Here is a 21,213-nt window from a genome sequence, read left to right on the forward strand (position 1 = left end):
TTTGTCCTTTATGTTAAGCAAACAATTTAGTCAAATAAGAACCATAACCATCTAATTTTTGATTTTCAAAAGCTATTTGCTCTTTTAATCCTATAAATTTCTCATTTACTTCTGCTTGCATTTTTTGTTTTAATTGTTTTAAATCTAATTTCAAATTTAATACTCTTGTTGTTCCATCTAAATTTATGGCTTTAATACTTATTTCAAGTTTTTCTAAATCTTCAGGAATTACTCCACTAATATTACCAGTTCTTGGATCATAAGACAAGCCATTTGGTAATGGAGTTCCATCAATTTGTGTAACTATAAAGTTTTGTGCAGATTTTATATCTACAACTTTAATATCTATATAATTGTTATTTATTTTAATATCTTCAATAGTTATTCCAACTATAGAGAAAGAATCTTGATTATCTTGATTAAATACAACTTGACCATTATTTAATACATTTAAATCTACATTTGCTTGTAAGATTCCTTTTTCGTTAGTATTTCCATTTACTTTATTTGCTGTATTATTTTCTCCTTGATTATCATTTCCTTTTCCATTTTGAGAATCTTTTCCATTATTATCGCCTATAGATTCTGTATCAATAAATCCATTTCCAGTATCAGTACCTATTCCTTCATTTGAATTATAATTTAATACTCCTAAATTATTTTGTCCATTATCATTAAAATTATTTAGTGAAATATCACCATTATTAATATTTGTTTCCCCTATTTTTGGAACTTCTATCAATACTGGAGAATCAGCTTTAGGAGGAGCAATAACTAATAAACTAAATGTTCTTGACACGTTTAAAGTTGGTGTACCAGAATCTTTTACTTTAACTGTTATTTCAAATATTCCTGATTCTATAGCTCTACCTGAAATAATTCCAGTATTAGAATCTATTGTCAATCCTCTAGGAAGATTGTCTGCTTCAAAAGTAAAGGTATCAGTTGTATCCAAATCACTAAATAAATAAGCAACTTCTTTTAGAAAATCTTTTCCAAATGGAGTTTTATCATCAATATCGTCAATAGAAACTATTGGAGTATCATTTGTTCCTACAATTGTAATAGTTACTGTTTGTTCATCAAAAGCATTTGAACTATCATCATCCATCGCTTTTATTGTATATGTTAATGTTAATGTCTCTCCACTTGCTAAATAATCAAATGTTTCTTCCCCTGAGTTAAATGTCCATGAAATTGTCCCTATTTGATTTGTTCCATCTATTGGTGTTTGTGTAATACTCAACATATTTGCTAAATCAATATTTATTGGTTCTAATGAATCTGTACTCATTACATTTCCATTTGCATCTTTTTGTACTGAACTTACACTATGACTTGTTGTTATCACATCTGTTCTATCTAAATCTACTACACTTAAACTTCCTGTACTTGTCAAAGTTGTATTTGTCTCATTTATTGTCACTGCTTCTACATCTGTACTTTCAACTGTTATATTTGGAGTATCATTTGTTCCTACAATTGTAATAGTTACTGTTTGTTCATCAAAAGCATTTGAACTATCATCATCCATCGCTTTTATTGTATATGTTAATGTTAATGTCTCTCCACTTGCTAAATAATCAAATGTTTCTTCCCCTGAGTTAAATGTCCAATTTATAACACCAGTTGTTGAAGAATTTGAAATTATATTTCCACTATCTAAACTTAACATATCTAATAATGTAGCATTATCTGAAAGTAAACCATTAGTTGTTCCACTTGCAACAACATCAACTTTGCTAACACTTACTGTTTGTGTAGTATCAACATCAGTTACGGTTAATGTTCCTAAAGTTGTTAAAGTTGTATTTGTTTCATCTATTGTTGCTGTTTCTTTATCACCTGATTCTACTGTTATAATAGGATTATCATTGCTTCCTTTAATAACAAAACTTACCGTTTTTATAATCTCTTCAGCTCCTGAAACTACTTTTATAGAAACTGTTTCAGTTATACTATCCCCTGGTTTTAAAGCTTGTAATTCAGGAATACTATTTGAAATATAATATGTCATTACACCTGTTGTTGTATCAAAATATACTCCACCGTATTGTGTTGTTCTTGAAACTTGATTACCTTCTAAAAACCAAACTTGTTGAGAAGTTGTTGTTTGAGTATTATTGTCATAAACATTTTCTCTAATATCTGTTAAATAAGTTGTATCAAAAGATACTGCATCATCAACATCAACAGCTGAAAAAGTTATGTTAGCTACACTTGTTCCAACAATATCATTATTAACTCCACCTGCTTCAATTAAATCAGCAGAATTTACATCTGTTGTAACAACTAAACTGTCATTAGCTCCATTTATTGTGATATTTAAAACTGCAATATCATTTCTATTTGTACTATCTTTAATAGCATAGTTAAATGATTCTGTTAATGAATCTCCTACATTTAATGCTTCAACATCACTATTTGTTTCATCTAATGTATAAGTATAAGCACCCGTCGTTTCATTTATAGTCAATGTACCATAACTTCCTGTTATTGTGTAAATTATATTTCCATTTCCATCATCAACACCTGAAACAACACCACTTCCAGCACCCTCAAGACTTCCAACTCTAACTTCAACTAAAGTTTTTGTATCTCCTGGATTTAAATCTGTATCATTTGTAAATAAGTTTCCACTAATTGCTCCACCAGCTGTCTCATTATTTAGTCCTCCACCTTCAGTAACACTTGCTGTATCATTTACAGCAACAGGTGCAACAGCACCTAATTGAACAGTTGTAGGACTAACTGATTCAGGATTATTTAAACTATTTTGGTTATCTGTATATGAAGCTACAACTCTAATATATTTATTTCCATCATCATTTGTTAATGTATAAGAACTTCCTGTTGCACCACTTATTTGTGTCCAAGGTCCAGTATTTGAATTTCCACGATACCAAGTATAAGTTGGTTCAACTCCAACTAACCCATCACTATCATTTATTGTAGCAACAACAACATCACCAGATGCCCAAGTTCCTGATAAACTAACATTTCCTGTATCATCCACATTTGCGATAGATAAAGCATTTGATTCTTGAGTTTCAGCAACATCTCCACCATCTGTATAGAACACTTTAGCTCTTACTTGTTTACCTGCTTCATTATTTGTCAAAGTATAATTTACATTTGTTGCATTACTAATATCTGTCCAAGTAGTTCCATTATCACTTACTTGCCATTGATAAGTTATTCCACCTGATGGATCTCCATCTGGGTCTGTTACAGAAGTCACACTTAATGTTTGCCCTTCTGTTGGTGTTCCTCCAACTGTTACAACTCCTGGATTATTTGCAGTATATGCACCAACAGAACTTGTTGAAGCTGGATCTTGTAAATCTAACTTAAATGTTGTTTCATTACTTGCTCCACCTGAATCTGTTGCAACTAATTTTATATCCAAAAATGGAACATTTCCTATTGGTGTTCCTGATATTGTTGTACCTGTTATTGTAAGCCAAGAAGGTGCTGCTATCCAAGCTGTACCATCCCAAACTTCTGCGCTATAAGTTAAAGTTGAAGTAGTCGCACTTCCATCTGCATTTCCATCTGGATCAGTAAATAAGTTACCAAAGTTATAACTGAAATCTTGTTCTTCTGTTACCAGTTGATCTTGTGCAACTGCTGTACCATTTAATACTGGTGCATCATTTGGGTTTGTAATAATTAAATCAAACTCACTTATTGCAGTTGAACTTTGTCCATTTTCAGTTGCTGTTATCGCTATTACATAAGTAGCAGCAGTACCATAAGGTGGATTTCCTGATAATACTCCAGTAGTTGGGTCTAAAGTCAACCAAGAAGGTAAAGGATTTCCATCAGCCGTTGCACTATAAGTTACAGTGTCACCTACATCATCAAATGTAAATGCATTTGATGGTATTTTAAAGGTATGTTCTCCTGAACCATTCCATATTTGATCGGGAATAGTTTGGTCTGTTGAAATTGTACTATCAGCACCATCATCTACATAAATAACAAATTGAGTTGTTGTTGATTTTCCACCACTATCAGTTGCTGTTAAATCAATAATATATTTTCCAGCAGCTAAAGTTCCATCACTTAAAAATTCTCTTGTTGTTGTATTAAAACTTAAATCTGTTCCATTTACATCATTATCTATTGATTGTCCTGCAATACTTGCTGAATAAGCTAATGCTGAACTATTATCAATATCATCACTAAACATATCTGTACCAGTACCAATTGGGATAGTATAAATAGGTGTTCCTATTGCTCCTTGAACAATAGCAACTCTATCAATTGGTTTTTCTACAACTGGAGCACTATTTTCAACATCACTAAATGTTACTTGGAAAGTATCAGTAGCACTTGCTCCCTCAGGATCTGTTGCAGTAACTTTTACATAAAAACTTCCATCTGTTATAGTGTCTTTATTTCCAAGAAAACTTCTTGTTGCTTCATCAAATGTTACACCTGTTGGTAATGAACCATCACCAACTAAAACACCATTACTATCAACTTGTTGAACAGTATAAGTAAGCCCATTACCTTCTCTATCTAAAAATGTATTTGCAGGAATTTGATAAATCCAATTACCATTTCCACTAAATGTTTGGTCACTTATAGTTTGACTTACTTCTGGTAAATCATTTTCTCCAACAAGAGTAATAACCAAAGATTGATTTGCTTGTGCTCCATTTGAATCTATGATTTTAAACATAAATTCATCAGTATCCGTATCACCAGCTGCAAGAGCATTTAAAGCCTCTTGTTTATTTGGTGTATAAATCCACTCTTTTGTTGTTCTATCTAAGCTTAATACACCATATTTACCCTGTAAAGTGTATGTATTTCCTGATAGTGTTCCACCTTGAATTGAGAAATTTAATGGTGTAGTTGAAATATCATCTTCAACATCTGTTCCACTTAAAGTTCCAGTTAAAGAACCAGAACTTGGTGTTAAAGAAGAAGGTACATCATCTGCTGATGTTTCTGTTATCGTTGCAGCTCCTAAAGCACTTGTAATTACAGGTATATCATTTACAGAGTTTACTTGAACTGATAAGGTTGCTGTTCCAGATGAAGCTAAAACTCCACCTATTCCATTTCCTTGATCTCTTAATTTTACAGTTATTGTTCCTGGTGTTCCAAAATAATTTGCAACAGGAGTAAATCTTATTTTATATGTATCATTCAATATCGCACCAACTGTTACTGTATTCCAGCTTGCTCCATTATCGCTTGAAAACTCATAAACTCCTTGTGTAGCAGAGTCTGCATTTATACTTACAACTTCAACTGAACTTAAACTATCTGGTGAATCCACATCATTAAAAACTGGGTCAAATAAGCTATCAATTCTGCTACCTTTATTGTCTTCACTAGCTACATCTTCATTGATAGATTGAAGTTTAAGATTTGCGTTATTTGTCACTGTTGGAGCATCATTTACAGAATTTACTGTTACATTTACAGTTGCTGTTTCGTATTTTCCTCCACTTAATACTGTATAAGTAAAACTATCACTTCCATGCCAGTTTGCAGTTCTTGGAGTATATCTAACCTCCCCAGTTGAAGCATTTACTATAGTTACATTTCCATAAGCTCCTTGAGTAACTGATGAAATAGAGTCATTTCCTTCAAAAGAGTCATTTGATAAAAGATTATAAGTAACAGAAGAATCTTCATTTACACTTATTGAATCATTTGCTATATCTGCAACAGCTGTCACATTTATATTTATTGTTCGATATACAGTATCTATACCATCTGTTAATTTAAAGGTTATAGCATCACTTCCATTATAATCAGCACTTGGTGTATATGTAAATGTATCACTTGCAGTTGGACTTCCTGATTGTGTTGCAAATCCTGAGATTGTTCCATGAGAAGGACCTGAATGTAAAGATAAAGTTACATTATCATTTAAAGTCATACCATCTTTACCTGAAACAGTTATATTTACACTTCCATCTTCAGCAACAGTTGCACTTGTTCCTGATGTAAATTCAGGAGCAGCATTTCCACTTGTAGTAAAATTTGCCGATTTAACATTATAAACCCATCCTGAAACTTCTCCATAAATTCTAATAGTAGCTGTTCCAGCCGTATTAAAAGTTACATTATTAAAAGTAGTAGTAGAATCTACACCATTAGCTCCTTGTAAATAACCTAGAAATCTTTCACTTGTATCATTTGCATCTTTAAAATAAACAGCATTTCTTTCACCTTGAGCATAATCAACATCATTTGCAACTATTTTAATAGTCCCTGTTCCTGAACCTGCTAAGTTTGCATATAAATATTTACTTGTACCAGCACTTCCACTACCAATAGGACTAAAATTAAAATTTCCATTAGCATCACTATCTAATGTACCTACGTAATTACTCGCAACTAAACTACTAGCTTCAATACTCCCAGTATTAACTTCTAAAACCCAATCACCACCAAGAGCACTTGAACCAGTTAAATCATCAGATGCAGCAACATCTGCTTCTGTGATAGTTGCTAATTCTGTTATAAACTCTTCTCCACTTCCATCATTTGCTACATTACATCCATAAAGTAATATATCCCCATTCTCTGTTAATGATGATTTCATACTTTGTAATACTGCATCGAAATTTTGCAATGTATCTTTATTTAATACATCATTCCCTACAGTTATTTCACCTGTTTCTCCATGAGATAAAATATGTATTGCATCTATATTTGTTTCATTCTCTAATATTGATTTTATTTCATCTAAAGAACTTACTAAATAAGTCTCTACACCTTCTCCTACTCCATCAACTAATGTTTGATAATCTTTTACTGTTACATCTACAAAGGCTACTTCTTTTCTAGTCTTTTCAAACCCTTGAACTGCTTGTGCTTCATGTACACTATTCTCTGCATTATTATTTGTCATATCATTTGTAGTTGTTGAGTCATTTGTTGGTGTAAAACTACTATTATCAAGGACATCAACAGCTGTGGCAACTGCTGCCCCATCAAAAAGAATTCTTTGCTCTAAAGCACTAATCATTGGTTTTTTTAAATTTTTTCTTTTCATCTCTTATATCCTTGATATTAGTTGTTTTCTTGGTAAAAGTTAGCTGTTGCACTCATACCTGGAATAATATTTTCAAATGGTTTTAACAATTTCGCTCTTACTGTTATAGATTGACTTGTTGGATCAACAATCGAATCTATTTGTACTATTTGTGCTTTTACACTTGTTTTTGTTTCATCAATATTCAAATCAAATTGAGTACCTCTTTTTAACCATACAAGCCAAGAAGAAGGCACAACTACTTTTGCTTCAAGATTATCTAATCCTACTATTTCTAAAAGTTCATCTTGAGGTTTAATACTTTGATATTTTGATACTTTTTTAGATGCTATTCTTCCATCAAATGGTGCTTTTATTTCACATCTTGATACATTTATACTAGCTATATCACTCTCAGCTTTTTGTTTATTAAAATTTTCTTGAGAAATTTGTATTTCAAAGGTACCTACTGAACCATAAGTATCTAATTTTTTATTTTTCTCTAGTTCTAGTTTTGCTATATTTTTTTCAACTTCAATTTTTCTTTTTTGAGCTTTATATATTGAGCAATCTATTTTTATCAATGATTCACCTTTTTTAAAGGCATCACCTTCTTGTTTTGATAATTCTATTATTTCTCCTGCTATTTCACTTGAGAGAACTGTTTTATCAAGAGAAACTATTACTGCTCTTGCTGTTAAATTTTCATTTGCATATAAAGTAGTTGAAATCAACAAAACTGAACTTAGAAATTTTTTCATTTAGATAACCTTTAATTTTTTACTTCAACTTTTTTTACACTATCATCTACTTTGATTAAAGCTGTTTCAGTCTTTTTATTTTCTATTTCTTTTTTATTATTCTCTTCAACTCCTAAAGAAGCAAAGATTCTTCCATAACTATTTTGTACATTTGCATAAGCTGATGAGTATCTTAAAGTTGCTAGGATATTATTTAATTTTTCTTTTATTAAAATCAATCTACTATTTATATTTAGATTATTTTCTACTTCTGTTAAGTTATAAATATCATCTGCTACATTCAAATACTCTTTTGCAAGTGTGTACTCTTTTTTAGCTTGATTAAATTTCACTATTGAAAGGTGTACTTGAGATAATACTGCCATTGAAAGTGCTAATTTTTGTTCTTTTGCTACTTCTACTTGAGTTTTTGCTAATTTATTCATTTCATTACCTTTAAATACATTTAAAAGATTCCATGAAACATTTGCTCCATAAGAGTACCAATCATTATTTAGTAAATAATCACTATCATCATAAGACAATGATGCATTTAGATTAATTCCTGGTAACATTTTAAGTTTAGCTGCTGTTATCTCTTTTTCAGATATTCTTTCTTGATATCTACTCTCTGTTACTTCTGGTCTATTTTCTAATGCTATTTTTTCCATTTCATCTAGATTCATATGAAATTCTGGAATTACATAATCTTTTTCTACTTTATCTGCTAATTCAAATTCTATCCCTGGTTTTAATCCCATTAATTCTGCTAATTCTATTTTTGCTGAAATTAGACCACTTTCTAGTGTATGTAATGATCTTAAGATATCTAACAACTCTCTTTGATAAGAAAGAGCTTCCATTGGAGATTTCCCTACTCTTTGATCTTGTATTTGTTTTGAATCATTTAATGCTTGTTTTACTTCTACCATCATTGGTTGTATTCTTTTTAATAAATCTTGTGCTGAAACTGCTTGGTAGTAGGCTCTTCTTATATCTTGTGTTAAGTTATGTTCAACTTTTTTCTCTTTTTCTTTTGCTATTAAAAATTTATCTGCTTGTTGTTGTGCTCTTACATAAGACAATCCAAAATCTAATATATTCCAACTAAATCCTATATCTGTTGTCACTCTTTCTTTATCTTGAGATACTGAATATGAAGGATTACTTCCTAATGGTTGTGGATTCCCATCAATGAACGATGTACTTGCACTTGCTGCATAGTTATTTCTTTCTGAATATCCTGCTGCTGCTGTTAATCCTGGTAACATATCATAATAAACTAAATCTAGTTGTTTTTGTGATAAAGCACTCTCTAATACTTTTACTTTTTTTTGTAAATTATATTTTAATCCCCTCTCTATCGCTTCATCCAAAGATATTGGTTTTGTTACGGGTAGGACAACTTCATTTAATACATTTAAATCTTTTTTTACTTGTTCTTGTATATCTTCTTTTTTCATCATTTCAGGTTTTACAGCACAACCTGTTATTACAAACGATGTTACTATTGATATTGCAGCTATCCTTGTTACTTTTCTCATAATTGTTTCCTTCTACTCTTGTTTTTGATTTATTATGATGTTATGGTAACATTCTAATTTCTCAGCAAAGTCACAAAAATTAATTTTTTTTATCTTTTTTTGAGATGTATTTGAGATTTAAATATATTATTATTAATATTTAAATAATGATATTGAAAGGCTTATTATGCAATTTTTTAATGATAAATATCTCTTATTATTAGAAGACAATGATGAATTTATTGAAAATGCAATTTCTTTATTTAATATGTTTGTTAAAAAAACTTTTATTGCAAAAAATATTGAAGAGGCTTTTAAAATTTTAGAAAATGAGAAAATTGATTTAATAATCTCTGATATTAATTTAAAAAATGAATCAGGTCTTGATTTTATTAAAAAATTTAGAGAAACTAACAATGAAATGCCTATTTTAATACTTTCAGGCTATAAAGATGAAGATTTATTATTTAAAGCAATGACTTTAAATTTAAGTGGTTATTTAATAAAACCAATAAATTTCAATGCCTTAATTGAAAGTTTAGAAAAATGTGAACATAAAATTAAATTTAATAATCAAACCATAATAGAGTTAAAAGATTCTTTCAAATATGATAAAGAACTAAAAAGAGTAATAAAGCAAAATGAAATTTTTGAATTAAACAAAAAAGAAATCTTATTTTTTGAAATGTTATGTGAAAATAAAAAAAGAATCATAACAAAAGATATGTTTATTCAATTTGTTTATGAATATGAACCAATGAGTGATAGTGCTTTAAATAATTTTATATTAAGAATTAGAAAAAGATTTGGAAAAAATTTTTTACATACAATTCCTGATATTGGTTATAAAATGATTATTTAAGGGAAATATGAAAAAAGTAATAAAACTACTATTTATACTGACAATAATATCAAATAATTTACTATATGGGAACTTAGAAAAAGTCTCTTTACAACTAGAATGGAAACATCAATTTGAATTTGCAGGATTTTATACTGCATTAGAAAAAGGTTATTACAAAGATGTCGGTTTAGATCTTCAAATCAAAGAGTTTCAAGATGGTATAAACATTAGTCAAGATGTTATTGATGGAAAATCTACTTTTGGTATCTCTTCATCTGCTCTTATTTTAGAAAGATTAAAAAATAAACCTGTTATTTTAATTGCTTCTTATTTTAAACAAAATGCTTTAGCATTAGTTACAAAACCTTATATTAAAACTCCTGCTGATTTAAAAAACAAAAAAATCATGGCTTTAGACTGGGAAATGGGTCACACAAGTTTAGGAGTTATGTTAAAAGATTATGGAATAACTTCTGATAGTTTTACTTTAATTAATCATGATTATAAAATTGACAAATTTGTAAATGGTGAAGTTGATGCTATGAGTATTTTTATAACTTCACAACCTTATGAGTTGGACAAATTAGGAATTAAATATAATATATTAAATCCTGCAAATTTTGGAATATATTCTTATGATGTTGAATTATTTACAAGTGAAAATATTATAAATAAAAATCCAGAAATGGTTGAAAATTTTATTGAAGCAACAAATAAAGGTTGGGAATATGCTTTTAAAAATAAAGAAGAGATAGTTGATTTAATTTATAATAAATACACAAAAAGAAAAACAAAAGAATCTTTATTATATGAGGCGAATCAAACTGAACAAATATTTAAAACAAACATATTTAAAATAGGAGCTATAGCTCCTGAATTAATAAAACTAAATGCTGATTTATATACAAAATTAGGTTTAGTTGATAAAAATTTAAATATTACTTTTGCATTAGATTCTTATTATTTAAGGGACAATTATAAAAGATTAATACCATTTTCAAAAGAAGAAAAAGAGTATTTAAAAAAGCATTCAACAATAAAAGTACACAATGAATCAAACTGGCCACCATTTAATTATAATTTAAAAGGAAAGCCAACAGGTTTTTCAATAGAATATATGGATTTGGTAGCTTCAAAACTAGGAATAAATATAGAGTATATTTCAGGTTATAGTTGGAACGAATTTATAGAAAAGTTAAAAAAAGATGAAATAGACGTAATGTTAAATATTTCAAAAACAGCACAAAGAGAAAAAGATTTTATTTTTACAAGTGATTATGTAAAAGCCATAGATACAATTTTTATAAAAAAGAGTGATATAAACTTAAAGAATATAGAAGATTTCAAGGGAAAAACACTTGCAGTAATAAAAGGATTTTATGAAGAAGAGCTTTTAAAAGCATATTATCCTGATATTAAATTACTTTTAGTTAAAGATTCCCTTGAGGCATTAGAGAAAGTTGCTTTTGGAGAGGCTGATGGAGCAGTAGATAATTTTGCTGTTGGAAATTATTACATACAAAATAATCATATCTCAAATTTAAAACCAGGTTTTTCAATAGATGATGATAGATTTAATCTTAAGATGTATTTAGCAACAAATAAAAATAATATTATATTAAGAGATTTATTAGAAAAAGGCAAAGAACAAATTAGTGAAAAAGAGATTATTAGTTTAAAAAGAAAATGGATTAATTCAGAAGAATATGAAAAAATTTCTAATATAAATTTAACAAAAGATGAAAAAAATTATTTAGCTAAAAAAAAAGTAATCACAATGTGTACAGATCCTGATTGGGAGCCATTTGAAAAGATAAATGAAAAAGGTGAACATGAAGGAATTGCTGCTGATATTATAAATTTAATCTCTTCAAAATTAGGTATAGAAATAGAACTTATTCCTACAAAATCTTGGGAAGAGAGTATTATTTTTTCAAAAGAAAAAAAATGTGATATATTAAGTTTTTTAAATGAGACACAAAAGAGAAAAGAGTGGTTAAATTTTACAGAACCAATTTTTGAAGATCCAAATGTGATTGTTGGAAGAATTGAGAATGAAGATATAAAAGATTTATCAAAAATCAAAGCGTCAATAGCCTTGCCAAAAGACACAGCTATGAGTGAAAGATTTCAAAAAGATTTTCCTAATTTGGTAATTATTCCAACAAATTCAGAAGATGAGGCTTTTAAATTTGTAGAAAACAAAAAGGCTGATTTTACAATTAGATCTTTAATTGTTACTGCTCATACTATTAAGAAAAATGGTTTATTTAATCTTAAAATTATCTCTCAACCTTTAGAATATAAAAACATACTTAGAATTGGTGTTTTAAAAGATGAAGACTTATTAAGAAATATATTGAATAAAGCTATAAAAACAATAAGTAAGAAAGAGCTAGAACACATAGTCAATAATCATATATCTGTAAAAATTCCATCTGAAACAAAATATTTATCAGTGTTTATTTATATTTTAATATTTATTATTTTAATTGTTATTGTTGTATTACTATGGAATCATCAATTAAGAAAAAAAATAGCAATAGAAATAGAAAGAAATTCTACTCAGCAAGATTTAATGTTTAGACAAAATAAACAAGCAGAACTTGGAAATTTAATTGGAAATATATCTCATCAATGGAGAGATTCTCTTACAAAGATTGGATATATAAATCTAAATTTAAGAGCAAGAATCTTACAGGAAAAAGATATATCTAAAGAATTCTTAAATAAAAGTACTTTAGAAATAGAAAAAAGTTTAGATTTTATGTCAGAAACTATGCAGAATTTTTTAGATTATTATAAACCTTCATTAAATACATTAAATTTTGAAGTTTATGATTCAATAAAAAGTGCTTTAAGTATCATAGATACAAAAATAAAATATTCTAATTTAGAAATAAATTTTATTGGAGATTTTACAATCAAAATAAATGGAATTAGAAATGAATGGATGCAAGTTTGGATAAATCTTATAATTAACTCAATAAATATAGCTGAAAAAAGAGAGATAAAGAATCCTCAAATTTTAATTTCATTAAGTCAAGAAGAGATTGAATTTGAAGATAATTGTGGAAAAATTGATTCAACATTATTAGAAGAAATGAAAGAAGAAAGATATAGAGGTATTGGTATAAAAATGGCTAAAGAAATTGCAAATAAAAATAATAAAAAAATGATTATTATAAATAGTGAAGATGGCGCAATTTTTAAATTTATTGAAAATAGATAATTTATTTTTTATATTATATACTTCCATTAGATAAACAAAGGAATTTTTTTGAATATAGACATGACAAAAGTAGCAAATGTAATTTTATATATGTTACATAAACAAGTAAAACACTTAAATGATAAAAAAGTATCAATCATACTTTTCTTAATAGATTATAATCATTTGAAATATTGTGGTAAAAAAATATTTAATGAAGATTATATAAAAGGAACTAGACATCCAGAACCTGTTATTCTTAGTGAATTATTTGATATTGTAGCAAATGAAGAAGATTTGGAAGAAGATGATGAAAGAATTTTTTTAATGCAAGAATTATTGGATTATTTAGATATTGCTGTTGAAAAAAAAGAAAAATTTATTGAATTGAATTTTATTAAAATGGAAGAAGATTTTGATGAAACTTTATTTGATAAAGATGAAATAAAAACTATACATAAATTAATAAATCAATATACAAATACAACTGCAAGAAATATTGCAAATGAATGTTTTAAAATTGATGAAGTAAGAAATACACAAAAAGGTGAGTTAATAATCTAAAAAAGAGTTTTATTAAACTCTTTTTTACCATTTGTTTTTAGGAGATTTATAATTTTCTAAAGATTTTAATAGTTCTTTTTCATTATCTGTATTTATAAGCATTTCAGAATAATCTTGTTTCAAAAATCCCGATAAACACATAGAATCAATCAACTCAAACAATTTATCATAAAAACCATCTATATTATAAAAAGCACAAGCTTTATTGTGATACCCAAGTTGTGCCCACGTCCAAGCTTCAAATATTTCTTCGAGAGTTCCTGCACCACCAGGAAGAGTAACAAATGCATCTGCCATATCAGCCATCATAGCTTTTCGTTCATGCATTGTGTTTACAACATAAAGTTCTGTAATTCCTGTATGAGCTAATTCTTTATTTTTTAATTTTTCAGGGATTACTCCATAAACTTTACCACCATTTTCTATAACAGAATCAGCAATAATACCCATTAGACCAACTTTTCCTCCACCATAAACAATATCAATATTATTTTGAGCAAAGAATTTTCCTAATGATTTTGTAGCCTCTATATATTTAATATTATTTCCTGAACTTGATCCACAAAAAACTGCAATTTTCATAAGTATAATCCTTTATAATTATTTTGAATAAAACATTTATTATATGGTAATTAACTTAATTATAGATTTTAAATAGAATTTTTTAATATGTAGTTGAAAGCAGAATTAATAGATTCTGCTTTCAAAATTTAAATATGATAGTTAGGAGCTTCATTTGTAATTGTTACATCATGTACATGAGATTCTCTTAATCCTGCACTTGTAATTTCTACAAATTCTGCTCTTTCTTGGAATGTTGGAATATCTTTAGAACCTAAATATCCCATAGAACTTCTTAATCCACCAACCATTTGATGAATAATATCTGCTATACTTCCTCTAAATGCAACTCTTCCTTCTATTCCTTCAGGTACAAGTTTATCAGCGGCTGTTCCTTCTTGGAAATATCTATCTGTACTTCCTTTAGTCATAGCTCCTATTGAACCCATTCCTCTATATGTTTTGAATTTTCTTCCTTGGAATAATACAACTTCACCAGGAGATTCTTCTGTTCCAGCTAAAGCACTTCCCATCATAACTGAACTTGCACCTACAGCTAATGCTTTTGCAACATCTCCTGAATATTTAATTCCACCATCAGCGATAATTGGAGTTCCAGTTTTTGCACCTTCAGCTGCACATTCATCAATTGCAGAAATTTGAGGAACCCCAACTCCTGCTACAATTCTAGTTGTACAAATACTTCCAGGTCCAATTCCAACTTTAACAGCATCAGCTCCACAAGCAATTAAATCAGCTGTTGCTTCTGCAGTTGCAACATTTCCAGCAATAATCTGTACATCCATTTCAGCTTTAATTGCTTTAACTGTATCTAAAATACCTTTTGAATGTCCATGAGCAGAATCTAAAACTAAAACATCAACACCAACAGCGACTAATGCTCTTGCACGATCTAGCTGACCAACACCAATTGCTGCACCTACTCTTAATCTTCCAAACTCATCTTTGTTTGCATTTGGATATTCTCTTTTTTTATTGATATCTTTAATTGTAATTAATCCAATTAATTTATTATTTGTATCAACAATTGGTAATTTTTCAATTTTATTAGCATGCATAATATCTGCTGCTTCTTCTAACGTTGTACCTTCTTTTGCAGTAATTAGTGGCATAACAGTCATTTTATCTTTGGCTTTTTGAGTAAAGTCTTTTGTAAATCTCATATCTCTATTTGTTAAAATTCCCACTAAAATACCATTATCATCAACAACAGGTACACCTGAAATTTTATAAGATGCCATGATATCTTCTGCATCTTGTAAAGTTTGAGATGGTTGTATTGTAATGGGATCAATAATCATACCAGATTCAGATTTTTTTACTTTTTTACATTGTAATACTTGAGTTTCTATATCCATATTTTTATGAATAACTCCAATTCCACCAAGTCTTGCCATTGCTATTGCTGCTTCATATTCAGTAACAGTATCCATTGCAGCACTTATAAAAGGAATATTTAATTCAATTTTTTTTGTAAGTTTAGTTTTGATACAAACTTCTTTTGGTAAAACTTCTGATTTAGCTGGTACTAAAAGTACATCCTCAAATGTTAATGCTCTTTTTCTTATTCTCATTTTATTATCCTGGTTAATATTTATTTTATATAGTTAATTGCTTTTTCTAAAGATAAAGCACCATCAAACAAAGTTTGTTCATCATAAGCTTTTGCAATAAATTGTAATCCCACAGGCATTCCATTTTCATCTTTATCAACAGGTAAAGAGATAGCTGGAAGTCCAGCAAGATTAATAGAAATTGTATAAATATCACTCAAATACATCTCTAATGATGTTTTAAATGAACCAAATTCAGGTGCAGTTGTTGGTGCAACTGGAGATAATATTAAATCAGCTTCTGCAAAGATTGCTGAATATTCATCTTTAATTAAATGTCTTACTTTTTGAGCTTTTATATAATAAGCATCATAATATCCAGAACTTAATACAAAAGAACCTAACATAATTCTTTTTTGTACTTCAGAACCAAAACCTTGTGATTTTGTTTGAACATACATATCTTTAAGTCCACCTTCACCTTTTCTATTTCCAAATCTAACACCATCAAATCTAGCCAAATTTGCACTTGCTTCTGCAGTTGCTACAATATAATAAGTTGAAACTATTTTATCTGTATCTAACATATTTTTATGAATTATTTTATGTCCAGCTTTTTCTAAAGCACTTATTGCTTTTGAAAAACCTTTTTGAATTGCTGGACTAGCTTGTGATACAAAATTATCAATAACTGCAATAGTTAATTTTTTATTTGAATCTAATCTAGGAGTAACTGCTTCATATTCAATATTTGCAGAAGTTGAATCCATTGGATCATATCCAGAAATAATATCATATAAAATTGCTGCATCTTCAACATTTTGAGTAATTGGTCCACATTGATCAAGTGAAGATGAATAAGCAGTTATTCCATATCTTGAAACTCTTCCATAAGTTGGTTTCATTCCAACACACCCACAATAAGCTGCAGGTTGTCTAATACTTCCACCTGTATCTGTACCAAGTGCTGCAATAGCAATTCCAGCAGCAACTGCTGCAGCTGAACCACCTGAGCTTCCACCTGGAACTTTTGTATTGTCAATAGGATTTAATGTTTTTCCATAACAAGAAGATTCAGTAGAACTTCCCATTGCAAATTCATCCATATTTGTTCTTCCAAAAGGAGATAATCCAGCTTTTTCTAATTTATTAATTACAGTTGCATTATATGGTGAAATATAGCCTTTTAAAATATTACTAGAACAAGTAATTTCCCAATTTTTAACATTAATATTATCTTTAATAGCGATTGGTATACCTGCACCAGTTTTTGAAATTTCTGTCGAAACTAATTGTTCAACATAAGCACCTATATTGTTTTCTTTTATTTTTGAAGTTAAATCATCTCTTAATTTTTTTATATCATCACTACCTAAAGTTAGTGCTTCTTTTAGAGTTATCAATCGGTTCTCCTATGATTTTACAGTTGTAGTATTGCGCGAAATAATATCAAAAAGTTAATTAAAAAAAGGTTAGGAAAAGATTTTTAAGAAATTAATTTGAGAATAAAAAAAAGGTATAGAAACTTAATTCTATCCCTTTCAAATTAAAAATAAAAAACTATTATACAAATGAGATGAATGCCATTGGTGTAGCATCACCTCTTCTTATTCTAGTTTTTACTATAGAAGTATATCCACCATTTCTACCTTCGTATTTTGGTGCAATTTCATTAATTAATTTTTTAGTAGCTTCTTTACTTTGTAAAGCTGCAAATACATATCTATGTGTATTTAAATCAGCATTTCTTGCAACAGTTACTAATTTTTCAATATATCTTTTTAATTCTTTTGCTTTAGGTACAGTTGTTTCGATTTTTTCTCTTTCAATGATTGCAATTGCCATATTTTTTAACAATGCTTTTCTATGAGAAGAAGTTCTACTTAACTTTCTATATCCATGCTTATGTCTCATATTAAACCCTTAATTATGCTTTTAGTTGCTCTAATTTTCTTCTTAATGCAGAAGCAACATTTTCTGGAAGTGTATTTTCAACTGGGTATCCTAAAGATTCTAATTTTTCAGCAATCTCATCATAAGATTTTTTCCCAAGATTCTTAATATTTTTTACTTCAACTTCACTCATAAGTACTAATTCACCTAAGTATTTTAGTCCAGCTCTATCTAAAGAATTGAAACTTCTAGCACTTAAATTTAAATCATCAATTTTGATAACTAATTCTTTAAGTTCAACTGGCTCTTCACCACTTTCACTCACTGTTACTTCAGATAAATCAAATACTTTGTTAAATACTGACATTTGTGAGTACATAACTGAAACTGCTTCTTTAAATGCAGTTATTGGAGATATTTGTCCATTTGTTTGTACTGTAAATACAGCTTTTTCAAAGTTAGGATTATCTTCAACTAACATTTTTTCAATATCATAAACCACTTTTTTAACCGGTGTAAAGAAAGCATCAATTGGAATATAATCAGCACCAACAATATCTCTAATGTCTTCGCTTGGCATATAACCAATACCTTTTTGAATAATAACTGAAAATGTTAAATTACAATCACTATTAATTGTAGCTAAGTGAGCATCTTTTGATACAACTTCAACATCAGAATTAATAAGATCTTCACCTTTAATTCCTCTTGGTCCATTGAATGAATACTCAACTACTACTTGCTCTTTATCACCATTTATTTTAAACTTAATATTCTTTAAATTTATAACAAAAATAGCTATATCTTCTAGCATACCTCTTAATGAGTCAAACTCATGAGAAGCACCTTCAATTTTCACTGCAATTGGTGCATAGCCAACCGAAGAACTTAACAAAAGTCTTCTCAAAGGGTGTGCTAAAGTAATTGCAAAACCATCCTCAAATGGATATGCTGATATTTTAGCCTCATTATCACTGATAGCCTCTATTTCAACTTCAGTTGGTAAAAACGGAGTTTCTGCAAATTTTTTCATTAGCTACCTTTTACTTATTATTTAGAATATAACTCTACTATTAATCTCTCTTCAACAGGAATAACAACTTCTTCTCTAGCTGGGATTCTTGTGAAAATTCCAAATACTTTATCTTTATCAACATTAACCCAATCAACCATACCAGTTTGATTTGTTAATTCTAATGCTCTTACAACTTGAGGATTAGATTTTGATTTTTCTTTAATTTCAATTTTTTGCCCTGGTCTTACAATGTAAGAAGGGATATCAACTTTTTTTCCATCTACTAAGATATGTCCATGTGTTGTAAATTGTCTTGCATTTGCTCTAGTTGTAGCAAATCCCATTCTAAATACAACATTATCTAATCTTTGTTCGATTAAAGTAATTAGGTTAGCCCCTGTATTACCTTCTCTTCTTGCAGCTTCTTTAAAGTATTTTCTGAATTGTTTTTCAGAAACACCATACATAAATTTAGCTTTTTGTTTTTCTCTTAATTGTAATCCGTACTCAGAAATTTTAGCTCTTCTTTGTCCGTGTTGTCCTGGAGCAAATGGTCTTTTTTCTAAAGCACTTTTACCTGATAATCTTCTCTCACCTTTTAGTCCAAGATCCGCATCAAGTCTTCTTTCGATTTTTTCTACTGGTCCTCTGTATCTTGCCATTATTTACTCCTTACACTCTTCTTCTTTTAGGAGGTCTACAACCATTGTGTGGTAATGGTGTAACATCTTTTAACCAAGTAACTCTAACTCCATCCATAGAACCTACTGCTTTAACAGCTGTATCTCTACCTGAACCTGGTCCTTGAATTTTAATCCCAACGTTTTTAATTCCGTGTTCCATTGCTTTATTCATTGCATCTTCAACTGCAGCTTGTGCAGCAAATGGAGTTGATTTTTTAGAACCTTTAAATCCTAAATTTCCAGCACTTGACCATGCGATTGCGTTTCCTGCATTATCTGTAACTGTAACCATTGTATTATTAAAACTTGCAGCAATATGTACGATACCGTCAGCAATATTTTTTCTTACAATTTTTTTTCTAGTAACTTTTCTTTTTGCCATCTACAATCCCTTATTTAGTTGCTGCACCAACAGTTTTCTTTTTACCTTTTCTAGTTCTGGCATTTGTTTTTGTTTTTTGCCCTCTACAAGGTAAACCTTTTCTATGTCTTAACCCTCTATATGATCCTAAGTCCATTAAAGCTTTAATATCCATTGCAACTTTTTTTCTTAAATCCCCTTCTACCATGTAGTTTTCTTGGATTTCTTTTCTAATTGTTGCTGCTTCATCTTCAGATAATTCAAATGCTCTTTTATTGTAATCAATACCAACTGCATCTAAAATTAATCTAGAGTTATGTAATCCGATTCCGTAAATATACGTTAAAGCATATTCCATTCTCTTTTTATTTGGTAAATCAACACCCGCGATTCTTGCCATGTGTCTTATCCTTGTCTTTGTTTGTGTTTTTTGTTTTCGCAGATTACTCTTACGACACCTCTTCTTTTGATAACCTTACATTTATCACACATTTTTTTTACTGAAGCTCTTACTTTCATAAGTCTTGTCCTCTTTATTTGTGTTATTACCAATTTTCAACAGGGAAGAACTACTTAATGAAAAAAGCAAAACTTTGCTTTTCTGTAGTTCACACTAAATTTTAGACTTAAAATCTAAAAATTTGTGGAGCCAAGCTAAGAGTTTTTAATATATTAAAAACTAATTGCTTTTTTCTGTTTCTGCCCAACTCTTTATAAAATATAATTATTTTACAAAAACTTCCTCAATGGTTGAAAAAATGGATTCGGATTATAATTAATTTTTACTTAAAGCAAGTTGAAGATATATGTTTTTAATTTATTTAATTTTAATTATTGTAATATTCAAAAAATTTGAATTAATAAAGGACTTCTTGTGTTAGAGCTTTTTAAAAATGAGTTAATAAAAATAGAAATTGAACCATCAGAAATTCCATGGTTAAAAGTATTTACAAATGAGCCTATAAAAGAATTTTCATATTGTAATGAAACTACAAAAAAAGAGATTTGGAAATACTTAGACTTAATAGAAAAAGAGATGATTAATTATTTTAAACCCGAAAAAATAAATATAGCATCTTTTGGAAACTATGTTCCTCATGTGCATTTTCATATTATGGCAAGATTTAAAGAAGATTCTTTTTTCCCAGAATCAATGTGGGGGAAAAAACAAAGAGAGTCAAATTTAAATTTACCCTCTTTTGAAGAATTTTATAAAATTTTAGAAAAGAAGTTTTAAA

General features: G+C 28.8%; 16 protein-coding genes. 4 read left to right on the forward strand and 12 right to left on the reverse strand.

The annotated features are described in order from the left end of the window. Positions 1 to 13: 13 nt before the first annotated feature. The 3 genes from ADFLV_RS09085 to ADFLV_RS09095 are packed head-to-tail and all read right to left on the reverse strand — an operon-like array spanning position 14 to position 9,290. Positions 14 to 7,027, reverse strand: a complete 7,014-nt coding sequence (locus tag ADFLV_RS09085; protein WP_129010545.1) for a DUF4347 domain-containing protein — start codon at positions 7,025 to 7,027, stop codon at positions 14 to 16. A 17-nt stretch (positions 7,028 to 7,044) separates the two neighbouring features. Continuing rightward, complete coding sequence (locus ADFLV_RS09090) at positions 7,045 to 7,767, reverse strand: efflux RND transporter periplasmic adaptor subunit (protein ID WP_014474470.1); 723 nt, start codon at positions 7,765 to 7,767, stop codon at positions 7,045 to 7,047. 11 nt (positions 7,768 to 7,778) lie between these two features. Beyond that, positions 7,779 to 9,290, reverse strand: coding sequence for a TolC family protein (locus ADFLV_RS09095; protein ID WP_014474471.1), 1,512 nt, complete (start codon positions 9,288 to 9,290; stop codon positions 7,779 to 7,781). A gap of 166 nt (positions 9,291 to 9,456) precedes the next feature. Here ADFLV_RS09095 and ADFLV_RS09100 point away from each other — a divergent pair, with 166 nt between their 5' ends. The 3 genes from ADFLV_RS09100 to ADFLV_RS09110 are packed head-to-tail and all read left to right on the forward strand — an operon-like array spanning position 9,457 to position 13,888. Continuing rightward, complete coding sequence (locus ADFLV_RS09100) at positions 9,457 to 10,131, forward strand: response regulator transcription factor (protein ID WP_014474472.1); 675 nt, start codon at positions 9,457 to 9,459, stop codon at positions 10,129 to 10,131. Between the two features lie 7 nt (positions 10,132 to 10,138). After that, the gene (locus ADFLV_RS09105) at positions 10,139 to 13,345 is read left to right on the forward strand and encodes an ABC transporter substrate-binding protein (RefSeq protein WP_129010544.1); all 3,207 of its coding nucleotides are present in this window, start codon (positions 10,139 to 10,141) and stop codon (positions 13,343 to 13,345) included. A gap of 48 nt (positions 13,346 to 13,393) precedes the next feature. After that, a complete protein-coding gene (locus tag ADFLV_RS09110) occupies positions 13,394 to 13,888 on the forward strand; it encodes a type II toxin-antitoxin system antitoxin SocA domain-containing protein (RefSeq protein WP_014474474.1) in 495 nt (164 codons plus the stop codon). A 24-nt stretch (positions 13,889 to 13,912) separates the two neighbouring features. Here the strand turns inward: ADFLV_RS09110 and ADFLV_RS09115 are convergent, their stop codons facing one another. The 9 genes from ADFLV_RS09115 to rpmJ all read right to left on the reverse strand — a co-directional run bounded on the left by ADFLV_RS09115 (position 13,913) and on the right by rpmJ (position 20,494). Next, entirely contained in the window at positions 13,913 to 14,470 is a 558-nt protein-coding gene (locus tag ADFLV_RS09115) for an LOG family protein (RefSeq protein WP_129010543.1), read from the reverse strand. A gap of 128 nt (positions 14,471 to 14,598) precedes the next feature. Next, a complete protein-coding gene (gene guaB, locus ADFLV_RS09120) occupies positions 14,599 to 16,044 on the reverse strand; it encodes an IMP dehydrogenase (protein ID WP_014474476.1) in 1,446 nt (481 codons plus the stop codon). 20 nt (positions 16,045 to 16,064) lie between these two features. Further along, a complete protein-coding gene (gene gatA / locus ADFLV_RS09125; RefSeq protein ID WP_014474477.1) occupies positions 16,065 to 17,426 on the reverse strand; it encodes an Asp-tRNA(Asn)/Glu-tRNA(Gln) amidotransferase subunit GatA in 1,362 nt (453 codons plus the stop codon). A gap of 160 nt (positions 17,427 to 17,586) precedes the next feature. Next, positions 17,587 to 17,937, reverse strand: a complete 351-nt coding sequence (gene rplQ, locus ADFLV_RS09130; protein ID WP_014474478.1) for a 50S ribosomal protein L17 — start codon at positions 17,935 to 17,937, stop codon at positions 17,587 to 17,589. 13 nt (positions 17,938 to 17,950) lie between these two features. Continuing rightward, positions 17,951 to 18,949 carry a DNA-directed RNA polymerase subunit alpha gene (locus tag ADFLV_RS09135; protein WP_014474479.1) on the reverse strand — a complete coding sequence of 333 codons (999 nt, stop codon included), beginning with the start codon at positions 18,947 to 18,949 and terminating at the stop codon, positions 17,951 to 17,953. 17 nt (positions 18,950 to 18,966) lie between these two features. Next, on the reverse strand, positions 18,967 to 19,593 hold the full coding sequence (rpsD, locus tag ADFLV_RS09140; RefSeq protein ID WP_014474480.1) for a 30S ribosomal protein S4: 627 nt from the start codon (positions 19,591 to 19,593) through the stop codon (positions 18,967 to 18,969). 10 nt (positions 19,594 to 19,603) lie between these two features. Continuing rightward, a complete protein-coding gene (gene rpsK / locus ADFLV_RS09145; RefSeq protein WP_014474481.1) occupies positions 19,604 to 19,996 on the reverse strand; it encodes a 30S ribosomal protein S11 in 393 nt (130 codons plus the stop codon). Positions 19,997 to 20,006: 10 nt separating this feature from the next. Continuing rightward, positions 20,007 to 20,375, reverse strand: coding sequence for a 30S ribosomal protein S13 (rpsM, locus tag ADFLV_RS09150; protein WP_014474482.1), 369 nt, complete (start codon positions 20,373 to 20,375; stop codon positions 20,007 to 20,009). 5 nt (positions 20,376 to 20,380) lie between these two features. Continuing rightward, entirely contained in the window at positions 20,381 to 20,494 is a 114-nt protein-coding gene (gene rpmJ, locus ADFLV_RS09155; protein WP_014474483.1) for a 50S ribosomal protein L36, read from the reverse strand. Between the two features lie 355 nt (positions 20,495 to 20,849). Here rpmJ and ADFLV_RS09160 point away from each other — a divergent pair, with 355 nt between their 5' ends. Beyond that, entirely contained in the window at positions 20,850 to 21,212 is a 363-nt protein-coding gene (locus ADFLV_RS09160; protein ID WP_129010542.1) for an HIT family protein, read from the forward strand. Position 21,213: the final 1 nt, after the last annotated feature.

It is taken from the genome of Arcobacter defluvii, assembly GCF_013201725.1.
Lineage (GTDB): Bacteria > Campylobacterota > Campylobacteria > Campylobacterales > Arcobacteraceae > Aliarcobacter > Aliarcobacter defluvii.